This window comes from Pedococcus sp. P2_E4 (genome assembly GCF_056403935.1).
Map to the genome: position 1 here is coordinate 45059 of NZ_JBFUEO010000009.1, position 13876 is coordinate 58934.

Below are 13876 nucleotides of genomic sequence, written 5' to 3' on the forward strand. Positions count from 1 at the left end.
CGCGAGGGCCCACACCCTTTCCCCCCACCGACCCGAGAAGGCAGGATCAGTCCGTGAAGCCCGCCCCGTTCGTGCACCACGCACCGCGATCGCTCGACGAGGCGGTGGCGACACTGGCCGAGGTGGGCCACGACGGCAAGGTGCTCGCCGGCGGGCAGAGCCTCATCCCGATCCTCAACATGCGCCTTGCCTCACCCGCGCACCTCGTGGACATCAACCAGGTGGCGGGTCTCGGCACCGTGACCGTGACCGACTCCGCGGTGCGGGTGGGTGCGACCGTGCGCCACGCGGAGCTCGAGCACGATGCCGGGGCGTATGCCGCGTTGCCGCTGCTGCGGCAGGCGCTCGTGAACGTCGCCCACCCCGCCATCCGCAACCGCGGCACCACCGTGGGCTCCATCGCGCACGCCGACGCAGCCGGCGAGATGCCCGCGATCCTGGCCGTGACCGACGGCGTCGTCGAGGTCGCCAGCGCCTCCGGCCGGCGTGAGATCGGCTGGCAGGACCTGTTCCTCGGCGCGCTGGAGACGTCCGTGGCCGCAGACGAGATCGTCGTCGCAGCGCGGTTCGGCACGATGCCGGCCGGCACCGGCACCGCCTTCCTCGAGCGCGCCCGGCGGCACGGCGACTACGCGATGGCCGGGGTGGGCGCGGCCGTGACCGTGGCCGACGGGGTCGTGTCCCGCGCGCTGCTGTCCTTCGTGTCGGTGACCGAGGTCCCGCTCGCCCTCGACGTGACCCAGGCCTTCGCGGGTCTTGAGCCGGCGGCTGTCGACTGGTCGGCGGCGGCAGACCTCGTCCGCGCCGCCATCGAGCCCGAGGGCGACATCCACGCCACTGCCGAGTACCGCGCCATGCTGGCGGTCGAGCTCACCCGGCTCAGCCTCGCGGCTGCGGCTGACCGGTCCGCAGGGAACACCTCCCCCGGCTCGGGCGACGGACTGCCCAGCACCGCCGCCGCCGCCACCACCAGCACCGAAGGGGGCGCGGCATGAGCGACGAGACCCCCGAACCCCTGCTCGACGTCACCGTCACCGTCAACGGCGTCCCGCGGCACGCCAAGGTCCCCGCCCGGAGGCTGCTGTCCGACTTCCTGCGCCACGACCTCGGGCTCACCGGCACGCACGTCGGCTGCGAGCACGGCGTGTGCGGGGCGTGCACCGTCCTCGTCGACGGCCGCCCGATGCGCGCGTGCCTGATGTTCGCGGTGAGCGCCCAGCCGCACGCCGTCACGACCGTCGAAGGGCTCGGCACGATCGACGCGATGGGCCCGGTGCAGCAGGCGTTCGCCGAGTGCCACGGGCTGCAGTGCGGGTTCTGCACACCCGGCTTCCTCACGACCATCACGGCCTACCTCGAGGACAACCCCGACCCGACGTCCGAGCAGGCGCGCGACGCGATCTCGGGCAACCTGTGCCGTTGCACCGGCTACCAGAACATCGTGAAGTCGGTCCTGCGCGCCGCCGAGATCAAGGCCGAGACCGCCGCGACCCAAGCCGGGGACGCATGACCACCCAGATGTTCGGCGCGCCCATCCGGCGCAAGGAGGACCCTCGCCTCGTGACCGGCGGCGGGCGCTACCTCGACGACCTCGGCAGGGGTGCGCTCGCCGCCGCGTTCGTCCGCAGCCCGCACGCCCACGCCCGCATCACCGACATCGACGTCACCGACGCGCTCGAGATCGACGGGCTCGTCGGCATCTGGACCCACGAGGACCTGCCCGGCAGGGTCGGCGAACCCCTCCCCCTGCTGATCCCGCACCCGACACTCACCCACGGCCGCACGGCATACGCACTCGCCAGGGACGAGGTCAACCACGTCGGCGAGCCCGTCGTCATGGTGGTCGCCCGCGACCGCTACGTCGCCGAGGACGTCTGCCAGCGGATCCGCGTCGACTACGAGCCGCTGCCGCCGGTCGTCGGCATCGAGAACTCAAGGGCCGCAACGCATCTCGTCCATGAGGACGTCCCGGGCAACGTCGCCGCGCACATGCTCCAGGAGGTCGGCGACGTCGAGGCAGCCATGGCCAGGGCGCCGCACACCCTCGAGCTCGACCTGTCCATCGAGCGCAGCGCCTGCATGCCCATGGAGGGCAAGGGCGTCTACGCCAGCTGGGACACCGACAAGGAGGAGCTGCGGATCTACTCGTCGACGCAGACCTCGACCGGGGTCCGCGCCGCGGTGGCCGCCAAGCTCGACCTGCCGCTGGCCAAGGTCGAGTGCATCGCCCCCGACGTGGGCGGCGGGTTCGGCGTCAAGATCGTGCACCCGTGGCCCGAGGAGGTCCTCGTACCCTGGGCGGCGCGAGCGCTGGGCCGGCCGGTCAAGTGGACCGAGGACCGCCGCGAGCACTTCATCTCCAGCGCCCACGAGCGGGGGCAGCTCCAGGAGGTCGAGGTCGGCTTCGACGACGAGGGACGGATCCTTGCGCTCGACGTGCGGTTCTGGCACGACAACGGCGCCTACACGCCCTACGGGATCATCGTCCCGATCATCACCAGCACCCAGCTCCTCGGGCCCTACAAGCCCGGCGCCTACCGCTGCGAGTTCTGGTCGCTCTACACCAACACCGTCCTCGTGACGCCGTACCGCGGCGCCGGCCGCCCGCAGGGATGCTTCGCGATGGAGCGCACCATGGACGCCATCGCCGACACCCTCGGGCTCGACCGCACGGTGGTGCGCGAGCGCAACTTCATCCTCCCGAGCGAGATGCCGTACGACCACGGCCTGCTCTTCCAGGACGGTCGCCCCCTGAAGTACGACTCGGGCGACTTCCCCGCCAGCCTCGCCAAGCTCAAGGCGCTGGTCGGCTGGGACGACTTCGCCGTCTACCGGTCGCGCGCCGAGGCCGAGGGGCGCCGTGTCGGGCTCGGCATCGGCTGCTACGTCGAGGGCACCGGCGTCGGCCCCTACGAGGGCGGCCACATCCAGATCGAGACCAGCGGCCGGGTCAACGTCGCCACCGGCCTCACCTCGCAGGGCCAGGGCCACGAGACCTCGTTCGCCCAGATCGTGGCGCAAGAGCTCGGGGTGCGGATGGAGGACGTCCACGTCACGACCGGCGACACCCGCCGGATGCCGTATGCCGTGGGGACGTTCGCCTCGCGCGCGGCGGTGATGAGCGGCAACGCGATCGCGCTCGCCGCCCGCAACGTCAGGGCCAAGGCCCTACGGATCGCGGCCGACGCGCTCGAGGTGTCGGCGGAGGACCTCGAGATCGTCGACGGGGACATCAGGGTCAAGGGCGCTCCCGGCACCCACATGTCCCTGGGCACGGTGTCGGTCATGTCCAACCCGCTGCGCTACGCGTTCGACGAGGCGGCCAAGGCGGCCACGCAGTTCGCGGGCAGCACCGACCTGTCCAAGCCACCGGTGGCGGAGGACGACGAGCCCGGCCTCGAGGGCAAGGACTTCTACTCCCCGCCGCAGGCAACCTTCGCGAACGGCATGCACGCCGCGATCGTCGAGACCGACCCGGTGACCGCCGAGATCACGATCCTGCGCTACTGCGTCATCCACGACTGCGGCACGATGATCAACCCGATGATCGTCGAGGGCCAGGTGCACGGTGGCGTGGCCCAGGGCGTGGGCGGCGCGTTGTACGAGCGGATGGTCTACGACGAGTCGGGGCAGCTGCTCAACGCCAGCTTCATGGACTTCCTCATGCCGTACGCCTCCGAGGTGCCCCACATCGAGACCGACCACCTCGAGACGCCCTCGCCGCTCAACCCGCTGGGCATCAAGGGTGCGGGCGAGGCGGGCTGCATCCCCGTGACGGCCGTCATCGCGTCGGCGATCGAGGACGCCGAGGGCTTCCCCATCACCTCCATGCCGATCTCCCCCGTCGAGCTGTGGGAGCTGCGCCAGCGCCACGCCCGCGGTGAGATCCCCTCGCTCGCCCACACGCGGCATACCCCCTCGTCCCAGGAGGCACCATGAAGATCGCCGGCACGGCCGCCCTCAAAGCGACCCCCCAGCAGGTGTGGGACGCGTTCCACGACCCCGAGGTGCTGGCGCGCTGCCTGCCCGGCTGCGAGTCGCTCACCGAGACCGGACCCGACGCCTACGCGATGACGGTGACCGCGGGCGTCGCGGCGATCAAGGGCACCTACGACGGCACGGTCGCGCTCACCGACCCCGAGCCGCCCGGCCAGTTCCGCATGCGCGCCAAGGGCGCCGGCGGTCCGGGCACGGTCGACGCGGACGTCCTCGTGCGGCTCGCCGCCTCGGCGACAGGCGGCACCGACCTGGCGTACGACGCCGACGCGACCGTCGGTGGCGTGATCGGCGGGGTCGGGCAGCGGATGCTGTCCGGCGTCACCAAGAAGATGGCGGGTCAGTTCTTCGAGGCGGTCGACGACGACATCGCCGGGGTCCGCAAGCCCGCCAAGGCCCCCAAGGTTCCCAGGCCCGGCGAGGTGCCCAGCGGCCCGCGCCCGATCGAGGCGGTCGGCACGTCGACGGCGTCTCGCGGCGGTCCCCGCGACTTCGGCTGGGGCGTCCTCACCGGCGGGGCCGTCGCGATCGCCGGGGTTATCGTGGGATGGCTGATCGGAGGACGCTGATGCGAACGTTCACTGCTGCTGCGGTCCAGGTCGCGCCGGTCCCGGGGCCGTTGTCGCCCGAGACGGTGCGCAAGAACCTCGACAAGTGCGTCGACTTCACCCGTCGCTGCGTCGACGCGACAAGCGCCGAGCTCGTCGTGCTGCCGGAGTCCGCGACGACCGGGTTCACCCCGGACTGCACGACCGAGGAGCTGTGGGACCTCGTGTCGCCGGTGCCGGGTCCGGTCACCGAGCCGGTGCAGGCCGTGGCCCGCGACCTCGGTGTGTATGTCGTGCTGGGCACCTACGAGCGGGGACCCGAGCGCGGGGTGGTCTACAACTCCTCGGTGCTCATCGACCGGTCCGGCGAGGTGGTCGGGGTCTACCGCAAGACCCACCCGTTCTGCACCGAGCACGTCGACGGCGGCGGCTGGGTCACGCCGGGTGACACGGTCACGGTCTGCGACACCGACCTCGGCAGGATCGGGATGATCATCTGCTTCGACGGCGACTACCCCGAGCTGTCCCGGATCCAGGCCGTGCAGGGCGCCGAGGTCATCGTGCGCCCGTCGGCGTTGCTGCGGTCGGCGGACATCTGGGAGCTCACGTCCAGGGCGCGGGCCTATGACAACCACGTGTTCGTCGTCGGCGCCAACGCGACCGGGGTCGACGCGGCCGGGGTGCTCTACTTCGGCAACTCGCACATCGTCACCCCGAACGCCACCATCGTCGCCAAGGCCGCCTCGCACGAGGGCTGGGTGTCGGCGGTGCTCGACCCGGCGACCGCGCTGTCGTCACTGACGCCGGGGTCCAACATCGGCCAAGGCTTCGACCACCTGCGTGACCGCAACCTCGACCTGATCCGCCGCCACCGCGACGAGCTCGAGCGCCCCGCGGAGACCTCCTTCCCCCACTGAGCTGCCCTCGCGTCGCTCACGCCGCCCCTGCTCGACGGGACGAACTCGTGGCACTTATGGCACGAGTTCGCCCGCGCGAGCCAGACCGGGACACATTCGTGGCGTTTGTGCCACCAATCCACCTGCCCGGTGCGGACCCGGGTGCATTTCTGGCACTGGTGGCAGGAATGCACCCGGCCCGCGAGACTGGCCGGCATGCCCCTGCCGACCAGCACCCCGTCCGCCCAGGGCGTCGACGCGCGGGGAGTACTCGCGCTCGTCGACGGCCTGGAGTCAGGTGGCCACGACCCGCACAGCCTCGTCCTCGCGCGGCACGGGCACGTGATCGCCCGCGGCTGGTGGGCGCCGTACGCACCCGAGCGCATCCAGCTGGTCTACTCCCTGAGCAAGTCGTTCACCGCCACCGCCGTCGGCCTGCTCGTCGACGAGGGGCGCGTGTCCCTGGACGACCTGGTGCTCGACCTGCTGCCCGACGGTGACCTGCCGCCGGGAGTCCAGGTCCCCGAGCGCTACCGCCGGCTGACCCTGCGCCACTGCCTCACGATGGCGACCGGCCACGACGTCGAGGCGTGGACGGAGCCGGCGATGCGGGCAGCCCAGGTGGCCGCCACCGACTCGACCGACCCCGTCCTGGCAGCGATCCTGGCGGCGCCGCCCGAGCACGAGCCCGGGACCGCGTGGGCCTACAACCAGGTCGCGACCTACCTCGCCGCCGGAGCCGTCCGCGGGGTGACCGGCGCAGGTCTGCTCGACCTCCTGCGCCCGCGCGTGCTCTCCGCCATCGACCCGTACGGTGGCTCCGAGGTCCGGTGGCACCGTACGGCGACGGGGCGTGAGCTCGGGTTCTCGGGCATCCACATCGGCACCGACGCCATCCTCGGCCTCGCGCAGCTGCACCTCGACGGCGGCTCGTGGAACGGCTCCCAGCTGCTCTCCGCGGACTGGGTCGACACCGCCACCACGCCGACCGGCCTGCCCAACCGCGAGCCGGACGCCAACCCCGACTGGCGCGAGGGCTACGGCTGTTCGTTCTGGGGAGCGCGGCACGGCTACCGGGGTGACGGCGCCTACGGCCAGTTCGCCATCGTGCTGCCCGAGCAGGACGTGGCCCTCGCGATCACCGGGGAGACCACCGACATGCAGGCCGTCCTCGACCTGGTGTGGGAGCACCTGCTCCCGGCGCTTGCCGGTGTTGGCGACGCCGAGGCCGACGCCGCACTCGACGAGCGCCTGGCCGCCTTGCGGGTCCCGACCCCTTCGTCATCCGGCACGGGTCCGCCGCGCGCGTCGTGGACGCGCGCGGCCGACAGCCAGCTGCCCCCCTCGTATGGCGCGGTGCGCCTGGAACCGGGCGACGCGGCGCCATACCGGGTGGTCCTGGACGTGCACGGCACGCCGGTGGGGATCGACGTCGGGGACGGCGCATGGGCCGAGTCGACCCTCGCCGTGGGTGGGGTGGAGCTGCCCGTCGTCGCCTCGGGCGGGTGGGATGCGCAGGGCTGCTTCAGCGCGGACATGCGGCTGGTCGAGACGCCGCACACCGTGGAGCTGCGGAGCAGGCCCGACGGGACGGTGCACCTCGGCTGGCACGAGGTGCCGCTGCACGGAGGGGACCCACTGGCGCTGGCCGTCCGTGGCCCTGCCCTGCCCCCACAGTCCTGACAGCGACCGTCCACCGGCCAGCGCGGAGGGGGCTCAGTCACGCCCGCAGTCCGTGGTGCATGCAAAGGCCGCGCGTGAGCCCTCGAACGCCACTCGCCGAATGTCTGCGGGCTCGACCATCTCGCTGGCCAACAGCGGCGTCTCAGCCCAGTACAACTGACCGAGCCGCGGGTCTTTTGTCGCTGCCAGGTTGGCTTCGACGTCTCCAGCGGGCGTCTGGACGACGACGCGTGTGACGTCCCCGCGCACCAATCCTGCGACGACCACGTGCGCGACGGTCCCGCTGGGAAGGTTGCCCAGCTTGCTGTACATGACGCCACCAAAGAAGCCTGCATGGGGAAGGCGGCCCAACGGCTGACATGCGCTAGGGCTCGGCTCGGACACCACCGAAACCGCGGTGCCCTGGCAAAGGCTTGCGCCTGAAGTCACGTACAGGACGGGCAATCGCCCGTCCACGTCCCTCTCGAGTGAGACAACGTGCTTCTCCCCCCACACCGACTGCGGGTCCAGACCTCCGCTGATGATGGACGAGGCAGTCGGACCCTTGCCCACGGCAACCGGCAGCGCCGGGCCGCCAGACGACTCGACCACCTTCCGATGAGCTGCAAACGGCTCCGCGCGCGCAACAAGACCGAACACGAGAGCGACCCCCGCGACAGCCACCAACCCCGCCCGTGCACGTTGGCGAAGACGGATGCGTTTGCCCTGCGATTGAGCTCGGGCGGCAAGGTCGCTGGGAGGTGCCGGATCTGCATAGCTGAGGTCAAGGGTCGGAACGGGAGTGGTCATCGTGCTGCCTCACTTTCGACGAGTGGTTTGAAGTCGGCGGCGGCGACGTTGAGGGCGTCGTCGTCCTTGAGCTTCCCGAGGGCCCGCGCTGCAGTGCTCTTGACCGTCCCCGGCGCAATGCCCAGTTCTTCGGCGATCTGTTGCTCCGTCAGGTCGTACCAGTACCGAAGGACGACGACCGCACGCTCACGCTTCGTCAGTCCCCGCAACGCCTGTTGGACGACTGCGCGCCGAGCAACCTCGGGTGCGAAGTCCGGCACCTGGACGGCTCGCCCCGCGCCCGCATCGAGAACCTCTCGTGGTCGAACGCGTCGCCACCAGTCGAGGTAAGCGTGCAGCATCACCTTGCGGACGTACCCCTCGGGGTTTCCCTCGCAGATGGAGTTCCAACGCAGGTAGGCCTGGGCGAGGGCATGCTGGACAAGGTCCTCCGCGCGGGCCCTGGACCCGGTCAGCAGGTCGGCCGCGTGCAATAGCCGGCCCGACCTGGCCGCCACGAATGACGAGAAATCGGCGTCCAGCCGCACGCGGGCAGGGTCTGGGCTGGGGTTCTTCATGCCCACTAGACGCTGCACGCACGTCACGGGTTCTGTGCGATCCAGCTTTGCCCCGGGGCGGACCCCCTGACGGCGCGCTCGTGTGCGTGACGAAGGAGCACAGCGTGGCCAGGTCTCGTTGGCAAGTTGTGCCAAGGCGAGCCCTCGCGCAGACCTGTTGAATCTCACGCATGGCTCAGCGGCAGATCAGGATCGGGATCGACACCGGCGGCACGTTCACCGACGTGGTGGCGTTCGACGAGGGCACCGGCGAGCTGGTGACGACCAAGACACCGTCGACGCCGAGCAACCCGGCGGACGGGTTCATCAACGGCGTCACCAAGGTGCTCGACCTGATGGGGGCCACCGGCGACGACATCACTGCCGTCTGCCACGGCACCACCGTCGCCACCAACAAGCTGCTCGAGGGCAAGGTCGAGCGGCTCGGGTTCATCACCACCGAGGGCTACGAGTTCATGCTCGAGATCGCCCGGCAGGCGGTGCCGGACGGCTACGGCAACTCCTACTTCTGGGTGAAGCCGCCGCGCATCGTCCCGGCCGACAACGTGCGCACCGTCGGCGGACGGATGGACTTCGAGGGCAACGAGCTGCGGCCCCTCGACGAGGACGCTGCCGTCGCAGCGGTGCGGTGGTTCAAGGACCGGGGCATCACGACGATCGGCGTCTGCCTGCTGCACTCCTACGCCAACGACTCGCACGAGCTGGCCCTGCGCGAGATCCTGCGCCGCGAGCACCCCGCTGCGGTTGTCTCGATCTCGTCGGAGGTGCTGCGCGAGTACCGCGAGTACGAGCGCTCCATGACCACCCTCGTCGACGCCGCGGTCAAGCCCAACGTCAGCCGCCACGTCACCAACATCCACACCCGCCTCGCGCAGTTCTCCGCCAAGGAGATCCCCTTCTACATCATGAAGTCCAACGGCGGCGTGCTGTCGGCGGACGAGGTCGTGCACCAGCCGATCACCACCGTCCTCTCGGGTCCGGCGGCCGGTGCCCTCGGCGCAGGGCTCATCGCGAAGCGCGCCGGGTTCCCCAAGGTGCTGACCTGCGACGGTGGCGGCACGTCGACGGATGTGTCGGTGGTGCTCGACGGCGAACCCACCCTCACGACCGAGGGGACGGTGGGCGCCTACCCCAGCAAGATCCCGATGATCGACGTCGTGACGGTCGGGGCGGGCGGTGGCTCGATCGCGTGGACCTCGCCGGAGGGGTCGCTCAAGGTCGGGCCGCAGTCGGCGGGCGCCGACCCGGGCCCGCTCTGCTACGCCAAGGGCGGCACCGAGCCGACCATCACCGACGCCCACGTCACGCTCGGCAGGATCCCGCCGCACCTGCTCGGCGGCGAGATCCCGCTCGACGTCGACGCGGCCCGCGCCGGCATCGAGGAGCTGGCCGGGCGCCTCGGGCTGGACTTCGAGCGCTGCGCGACGGGGATCCTCGAGATCTCGGCGTGGAACCAGGCCAACGCGCTGCGCCAGGTCTCGGTCAAGCGCGGCCTCGACGTCCGCGACTTCATGCTGACGACCTTCGGTGGGTCGGGGTCGCTGCTCGCGTGCCGGCTCGTCGACATCCTCGACCTGGCCGGCGTCGTGGTCCCGCAGAACCCGGGCAACGTCAGCGCCTTCGGGCTGCTCACGGTCGACGTCAAGAACGACTACGTGCAGACCATGGTGTCCAAGCACGCGACCCTCGACCACGCCGCCGTCCAGAAGACGTTCGACCAGCTCACCGACAAGGCCGCGAGCGCCCTTGACGGAGAGGGCTTCCCGCGCGAGCAGCACCGCTACACCCGCACCGTCGACCTGCGCTACTTCGGCCAGGCCTTCGAGGTGCGCGTCACCGCGCCCGAGGGCACCGTCGACGAGGCGTATGCCGACGAAGTCGCCGACGCGTTCCACGAGGCCCACCGGGCACTCTACGGCTACGACTTCTCCAGCGACCCGACCCAGCAGGTCGAGTGGGTCAACCTGCGCGTCACCGGCGTCGGACCCATCACGCGCCCGGAGCTGCGCGACATCGAGGCCCGCAGCCCTCGGTCTTCGGAGGATCGGGGTGATCACCCCGACAAGGCTCCGAAGACCCGCAGCACGCGGCCGGTCTGCTTCGACCCCGAGGACGGCTACGTCGAGACCCCCGTCCACTGGCGACCCGACCTGCTCGCCGGCGACACCCTGGCCGGCCCGGCGATCGTCGAGGAGTTCGGCTCGACCGTCCCGGTCCACCCCGGCTTCTCGGTCCGCGTCGACTCGATCGGCAACCTGGTGATCACCAAGGATGGTGCGCGATGAACCCCGCTGGCCTGCCCACGGCATACGAGCACGGCAACCGGCTGACCCCCGAGGGGAGCACGGTCGACCCGATCCTCGTCGAGATCGTGCAGGGCACCCTGGCGAGCGTCGAGATGGAGGTCGAGACCGCCATCGCCCGCACGAGTCGCTCCCCCATGATCCGCGACGCGCACGACTTCCGCGCCGGCATCCACGACCGCCAGCTGCGCAAGCTGACCGGCCGCTCCTACAGCGCGCTCGTGCACCCCATCGCCCGTGACTTCCCGCTCGACGAGATGAACGAGGGCGACGTCTTCTTCCACAACGACGTCTACGAGTCCGAGGGCGGCATCGGGCACCTGCCGGACCTCTGCGTCACGGTGCCGGTGTTCAGCGGTGGCGAGGTCGTGGCGTTCGTCCAAGCGTTCGGTCACCACGACGACATCGGCGGTGCGGTGCCCGGCTCGATGCCGAGCAACGCGACCAGCGTCCACGAGGAAGGCCTGGCCGTCCCGCCGATCAAGCTGTGGGACAAGGGAGTTCCCAACAAGGCGGCCCTGCGGATCATGACGCGCAACAGCCGCATGCCCGACTCCCTGGCCGCCGACCTCGACGCCGAGTGCTCCGCCTGCCTCATGGGCGCGCGGCGGCTCTCGGAGCTGTTCGAGCGCTACGGCCGCGACACGATCGAGGCGGCCTTCGACGCCATCCTCGACCAGACGACCGAGACCTACCGGCGCGAGATCCTGTCCAAGATCCCCGACGGCACCTACGTCTGGGAGGACTACGCCGAGCACGACGGAGTCGACGAGCCGCGGCTGCACACCCAGCGGATCACCCTGACCAAGGAACCCACGGGTGGGCCCGGGCCGGGCGACGGCGGACCGCGACTGGTCATCGACTTCACCGGCACGGCCCCGCAGGCCAAGGGCCCGATCAACCACTGCGGCGACTACGTCGGCGGCAACTTCCTCAAGAAGTGGCTCGCCCCGATCCTGCGCAACCTCGCCGACACCCCGGAGCGGATGGCCGAGCTCGACGTCAACGAGGGCATCGTGCCACTCATCGAGATGCGCTTCCCCGACAAGGGAACGCTGCTGACGCCGATCTTCCCTGCGCCGACCAACGCGCGCACCTTCGTGATCCTGCGGCTGCTCGGCGTGCTGGCCGGCGTGGTCGCCAAGGCGGTCGACGGCAAGATGCCCGCCGACCAGGAGACGATCCGCTACACGGGCGTCTACGGCAAGGACCGCGACGGCAACGACTACCTCATGCGCGAGGTGCTCGGCGGTGGATCCGGTGGGCGCTACTACGCCGACGGCGAGGACACCATCCACGTCGTCCCCGACTCGCGCAACCTGCCGACGGAGTTCACCGAGAGCCGTTTCCCGTTCATCGTCGAACGGCTCGGGCTCGCCGTCGACTCCGGTGGCGCCGGCCGCTACCGCGGCGGCCTCGGTTACGAGAAGCAGATCCGGATGCTCAAGGACGCCCACTTCATGTGCATCGCCGACCGCTCGATCCTCGCCTGCTGGGGGGTCAAGGGCGGCAAGGCCGGGATGCCGTTCAACGTCACCATCGACCTCGGCGGACCCGACGAGCGTGAGGTCGACGCCCTCGCCGACGCCGAGCCGGTCAAGGCCGGTCAGGTGATCCGCATCCGCACCACCGGTGGTGGCGGATGGGGCGACCCGCTCGAGCGCCCGTACGAGGACGTCGAACGCGACCTGCGCTGGGGCAAGGTGTCCTTCGAGGGTGCCCGCACGTCATACGGCGTCGTGGCGTCGGGGACCAAGGACGAACCCGTCATCGACAGGGCGGCGAGCGACGCGCTGCGCGACTCGATGCGCGCGGAGCGGCCCGACGCGGAGCCGTTCTTCGACCGCGGCCCGGGCTACGCTCGCCTCGCCGACGGCAGGACCGCCGCCGACGTCGACTGGCTCTGAGGACCGCTGTGAACGCACCACTGCACGACATCACCGTCATCGACCTGTCGCGCGCCCTGGCCGGGCCGCACGCGGCAATGATGCTGGGAGACATGGGCGCTCGCGTCATCAAGGTCGAGTCGCCGGGCACCGGCGACGACACCCGAGGCTGGGGCCCGCCGTTCGTCGGGCCCGACGACGACCCGATCTCGACGTACTTCCTGGCGGCCAACCGCAACAAGGAGTCGATCACCCTCGACCTCAAGTCCGACGACGGGCGCGACGTCCTCACCAGGCTCGTGCGGCACGGCGACGTCCTCGTCGAGAACTTCAGGCCCGGGGTCCTCGACCGGCTGGGGTTCTCCGCCGAGCGGCTGCACGAGCTCAACCCGAGGCTGGTGCTGCTCAGCATCAGCGGGTTCGGCCACGACGGGCCGCAGGGCGGGCGGGCCGGCTACGACCAGATCGCCCAGGGCGAGGCGGGGCTGATGTCGGTGACGGGGCCCGACGCCGACACCCCGCAGCGGGTCGGCGTCCCGATCGGCGACCTGCTGGCTGGCATGTACGGCGCTTACGGCGTCGTCACCGCCCTGCACGAGCGCCACACCACCGGAGTCGGCCGCGTGGTCCGCACCAGCCTGCTGGCTGCCCTCGTCGGCGCCCACGCCTTCCAGGGCACCGCCTACACCGTGGCCGGCCACGTTGGGCGCGCGCAGGGCAACCACCACCCGTCGCTGTCCCCCTACGGCCTGTTCCACTGCCAGGACGGCGACATCCAGGTCGCCTGTGGCAGCGAGTCCCTGTGGCGCAAGCTCGCCGAGGCGTTCGGCATCGACCCCGACACCCCGGGCATGTCCACGAACCGCGAGCGCACCGTCAACCGCGACCAGGTCACCTCGGCGCTCAACGCCGCCTTCGCGTCGCACCCCCTCGACGAGCTCCTCCCCCGGCTGGCGGCCCTGGGCATCCCGGCCGGGGAGGTCCGCACCATCGACCGCGTGTACGACTGGGACCAGACGCGCTCGCAGGGCCTGGTCCTCGGCGTGGAGCACCCCGTCCTGGGTCGCATCGAGCTGCCCGGGCCGCCGATCCGCTTCGACGACAACGGGTATGCCGGTGGGCGCGCCCAGCACGTCGCCCCGCCGACGCTGGGTCAGCACGACACGAGCATCCGCGCCTGGCTCGACGAGATGGACGCACTGCCGGACTGAGGCGCGG

At 71.0% G+C, this 13876-nt stretch carries 11 protein-coding genes; 9 read left to right on the plus strand and 2 right to left on the minus strand.

The window, feature by feature from the left end; translation table 11 throughout:
- Positions 1 to 53 precede the first annotated feature (53 nt).
- The 6 genes from AC1DV7_RS06690 (at position 54) to AC1DV7_RS06715 (ending at position 7123) form a co-directional block, all read left to right on the plus strand.
- Complete coding sequence (locus AC1DV7_RS06690; RefSeq protein ID WP_477595830.1) at positions 54 to 995, plus strand: FAD binding domain-containing protein; 942 nt, start codon at positions 54 to 56, stop codon at positions 993 to 995.
- On the plus strand, positions 992 to 1510 hold the full coding sequence (locus tag AC1DV7_RS06695; protein ID WP_477595832.1) for a (2Fe-2S)-binding protein: 519 nt from the start codon (positions 992 to 994) through the stop codon (positions 1508 to 1510). The genes AC1DV7_RS06690 and AC1DV7_RS06695 overlap by 4 nt, the downstream gene beginning before the upstream one ends.
- On the plus strand, positions 1507 to 3939 hold the full coding sequence (cutA, locus tag AC1DV7_RS06700; RefSeq protein WP_477595834.1) for an aerobic carbon-monoxide dehydrogenase large subunit: 2433 nt from the start codon (positions 1507 to 1509) through the stop codon (positions 3937 to 3939). The genes AC1DV7_RS06695 and cutA overlap by 4 nt, the downstream gene beginning before the upstream one ends.
- Entirely contained in the window at positions 3936 to 4565 is a 630-nt protein-coding gene (locus tag AC1DV7_RS06705; protein ID WP_477595836.1) for an SRPBCC family protein, read from the plus strand. Before cutA ends, AC1DV7_RS06705 begins: the two co-directional genes overlap by 4 nt.
- The gene (locus tag AC1DV7_RS06710; protein ID WP_477595838.1) at positions 4565 to 5461 is read left to right on the plus strand and encodes a carbon-nitrogen hydrolase family protein; all 897 of its coding nucleotides are present in this window, start codon (positions 4565 to 4567) and stop codon (positions 5459 to 5461) included. The genes AC1DV7_RS06705 and AC1DV7_RS06710 overlap by 1 nt, the downstream gene beginning before the upstream one ends.
- 195 nt (positions 5462 to 5656) lie before the next feature.
- On the plus strand, positions 5657 to 7123 hold the full coding sequence (locus tag AC1DV7_RS06715; protein WP_477595840.1) for a serine hydrolase domain-containing protein: 1467 nt from the start codon (positions 5657 to 5659) through the stop codon (positions 7121 to 7123).
- 33 nt (positions 7124 to 7156) lie between these two features.
- Here the strand turns inward: AC1DV7_RS06715 and AC1DV7_RS06720 are convergent, their stop codons facing one another.
- Positions 7157 to 7435, minus strand: a complete 279-nt coding sequence (locus tag AC1DV7_RS06720; protein ID WP_477595842.1) for a hypothetical protein — start codon at positions 7433 to 7435, stop codon at positions 7157 to 7159.
- 473 nt (positions 7436 to 7908) lie between these two features.
- Complete coding sequence (locus AC1DV7_RS06725) at positions 7909 to 8439, minus strand: SigE family RNA polymerase sigma factor (protein WP_477595844.1); 531 nt, start codon at positions 8437 to 8439, stop codon at positions 7909 to 7911.
- A 200-nt stretch (positions 8440 to 8639) separates the two neighbouring features.
- Between AC1DV7_RS06725 and AC1DV7_RS06730 the strand changes: the two genes are divergently transcribed.
- From AC1DV7_RS06730 to AC1DV7_RS06740, 3 genes are read left to right on the plus strand one after another with little or no spacing between them, the layout of a single operon-like run.
- Positions 8640 to 10754, plus strand: coding sequence for a hydantoinase/oxoprolinase family protein (locus tag AC1DV7_RS06730; protein ID WP_477595846.1), 2115 nt, complete (start codon positions 8640 to 8642; stop codon positions 10752 to 10754).
- The gene (locus AC1DV7_RS06735; RefSeq protein WP_477595847.1) at positions 10751 to 12679 is read left to right on the plus strand and encodes a hydantoinase B/oxoprolinase family protein; all 1929 of its coding nucleotides are present in this window, start codon (positions 10751 to 10753) and stop codon (positions 12677 to 12679) included. The genes AC1DV7_RS06730 and AC1DV7_RS06735 overlap by 4 nt, the downstream gene beginning before the upstream one ends.
- An 8-nt stretch (positions 12680 to 12687) precedes the next feature.
- The gene (locus AC1DV7_RS06740) at positions 12688 to 13869 is read left to right on the plus strand and encodes a CaiB/BaiF CoA transferase family protein (protein WP_477595849.1); all 1182 of its coding nucleotides are present in this window, start codon (positions 12688 to 12690) and stop codon (positions 13867 to 13869) included.
- Positions 13870 to 13876 lie beyond the last annotated feature (7 nt).

What these genes read in the sequence shown, in the direction of transcription:
- AC1DV7_RS06720 (WP_477595842.1), bottom strand. Translation starts at nt 7,435, where the DNA reads ATGTACAGCAAGCTGGGCAACCTTCCCAGCGGGACCGTCGCGCACGTG.
- AC1DV7_RS06730 (WP_477595846.1), top strand. Translation starts at nt 8,640, where the DNA reads ATGGCTCAGCGGCAGATCAGGATCGGGATCGACACCGGCGGCACGTTC.
- AC1DV7_RS06705 (WP_477595836.1), top strand. Translation starts at nt 3,936, where the DNA reads ATGAAGATCGCCGGCACGGCCGCCCTCAAAGCGACCCCCCAGCAGGTG.
- cutA (WP_477595834.1), top strand. Translation starts at nt 1,507, where the DNA reads ATGACCACCCAGATGTTCGGCGCGCCCATCCGGCGCAAGGAGGACCCT.
- AC1DV7_RS06695 (WP_477595832.1), top strand. Translation starts at nt 992, where the DNA reads ATGAGCGACGAGACCCCCGAACCCCTGCTCGACGTCACCGTCACCGTC.
- AC1DV7_RS06710 (WP_477595838.1), top strand. Translation starts at nt 4,565, where the DNA reads ATGCGAACGTTCACTGCTGCTGCGGTCCAGGTCGCGCCGGTCCCGGGG.
- AC1DV7_RS06735 (WP_477595847.1), top strand. Translation starts at nt 10,751, where the DNA reads ATGAACCCCGCTGGCCTGCCCACGGCATACGAGCACGGCAACCGGCTG.
- AC1DV7_RS06715 (WP_477595840.1), top strand. Translation starts at nt 5,657, where the DNA reads ATGCCCCTGCCGACCAGCACCCCGTCCGCCCAGGGCGTCGACGCGCGG.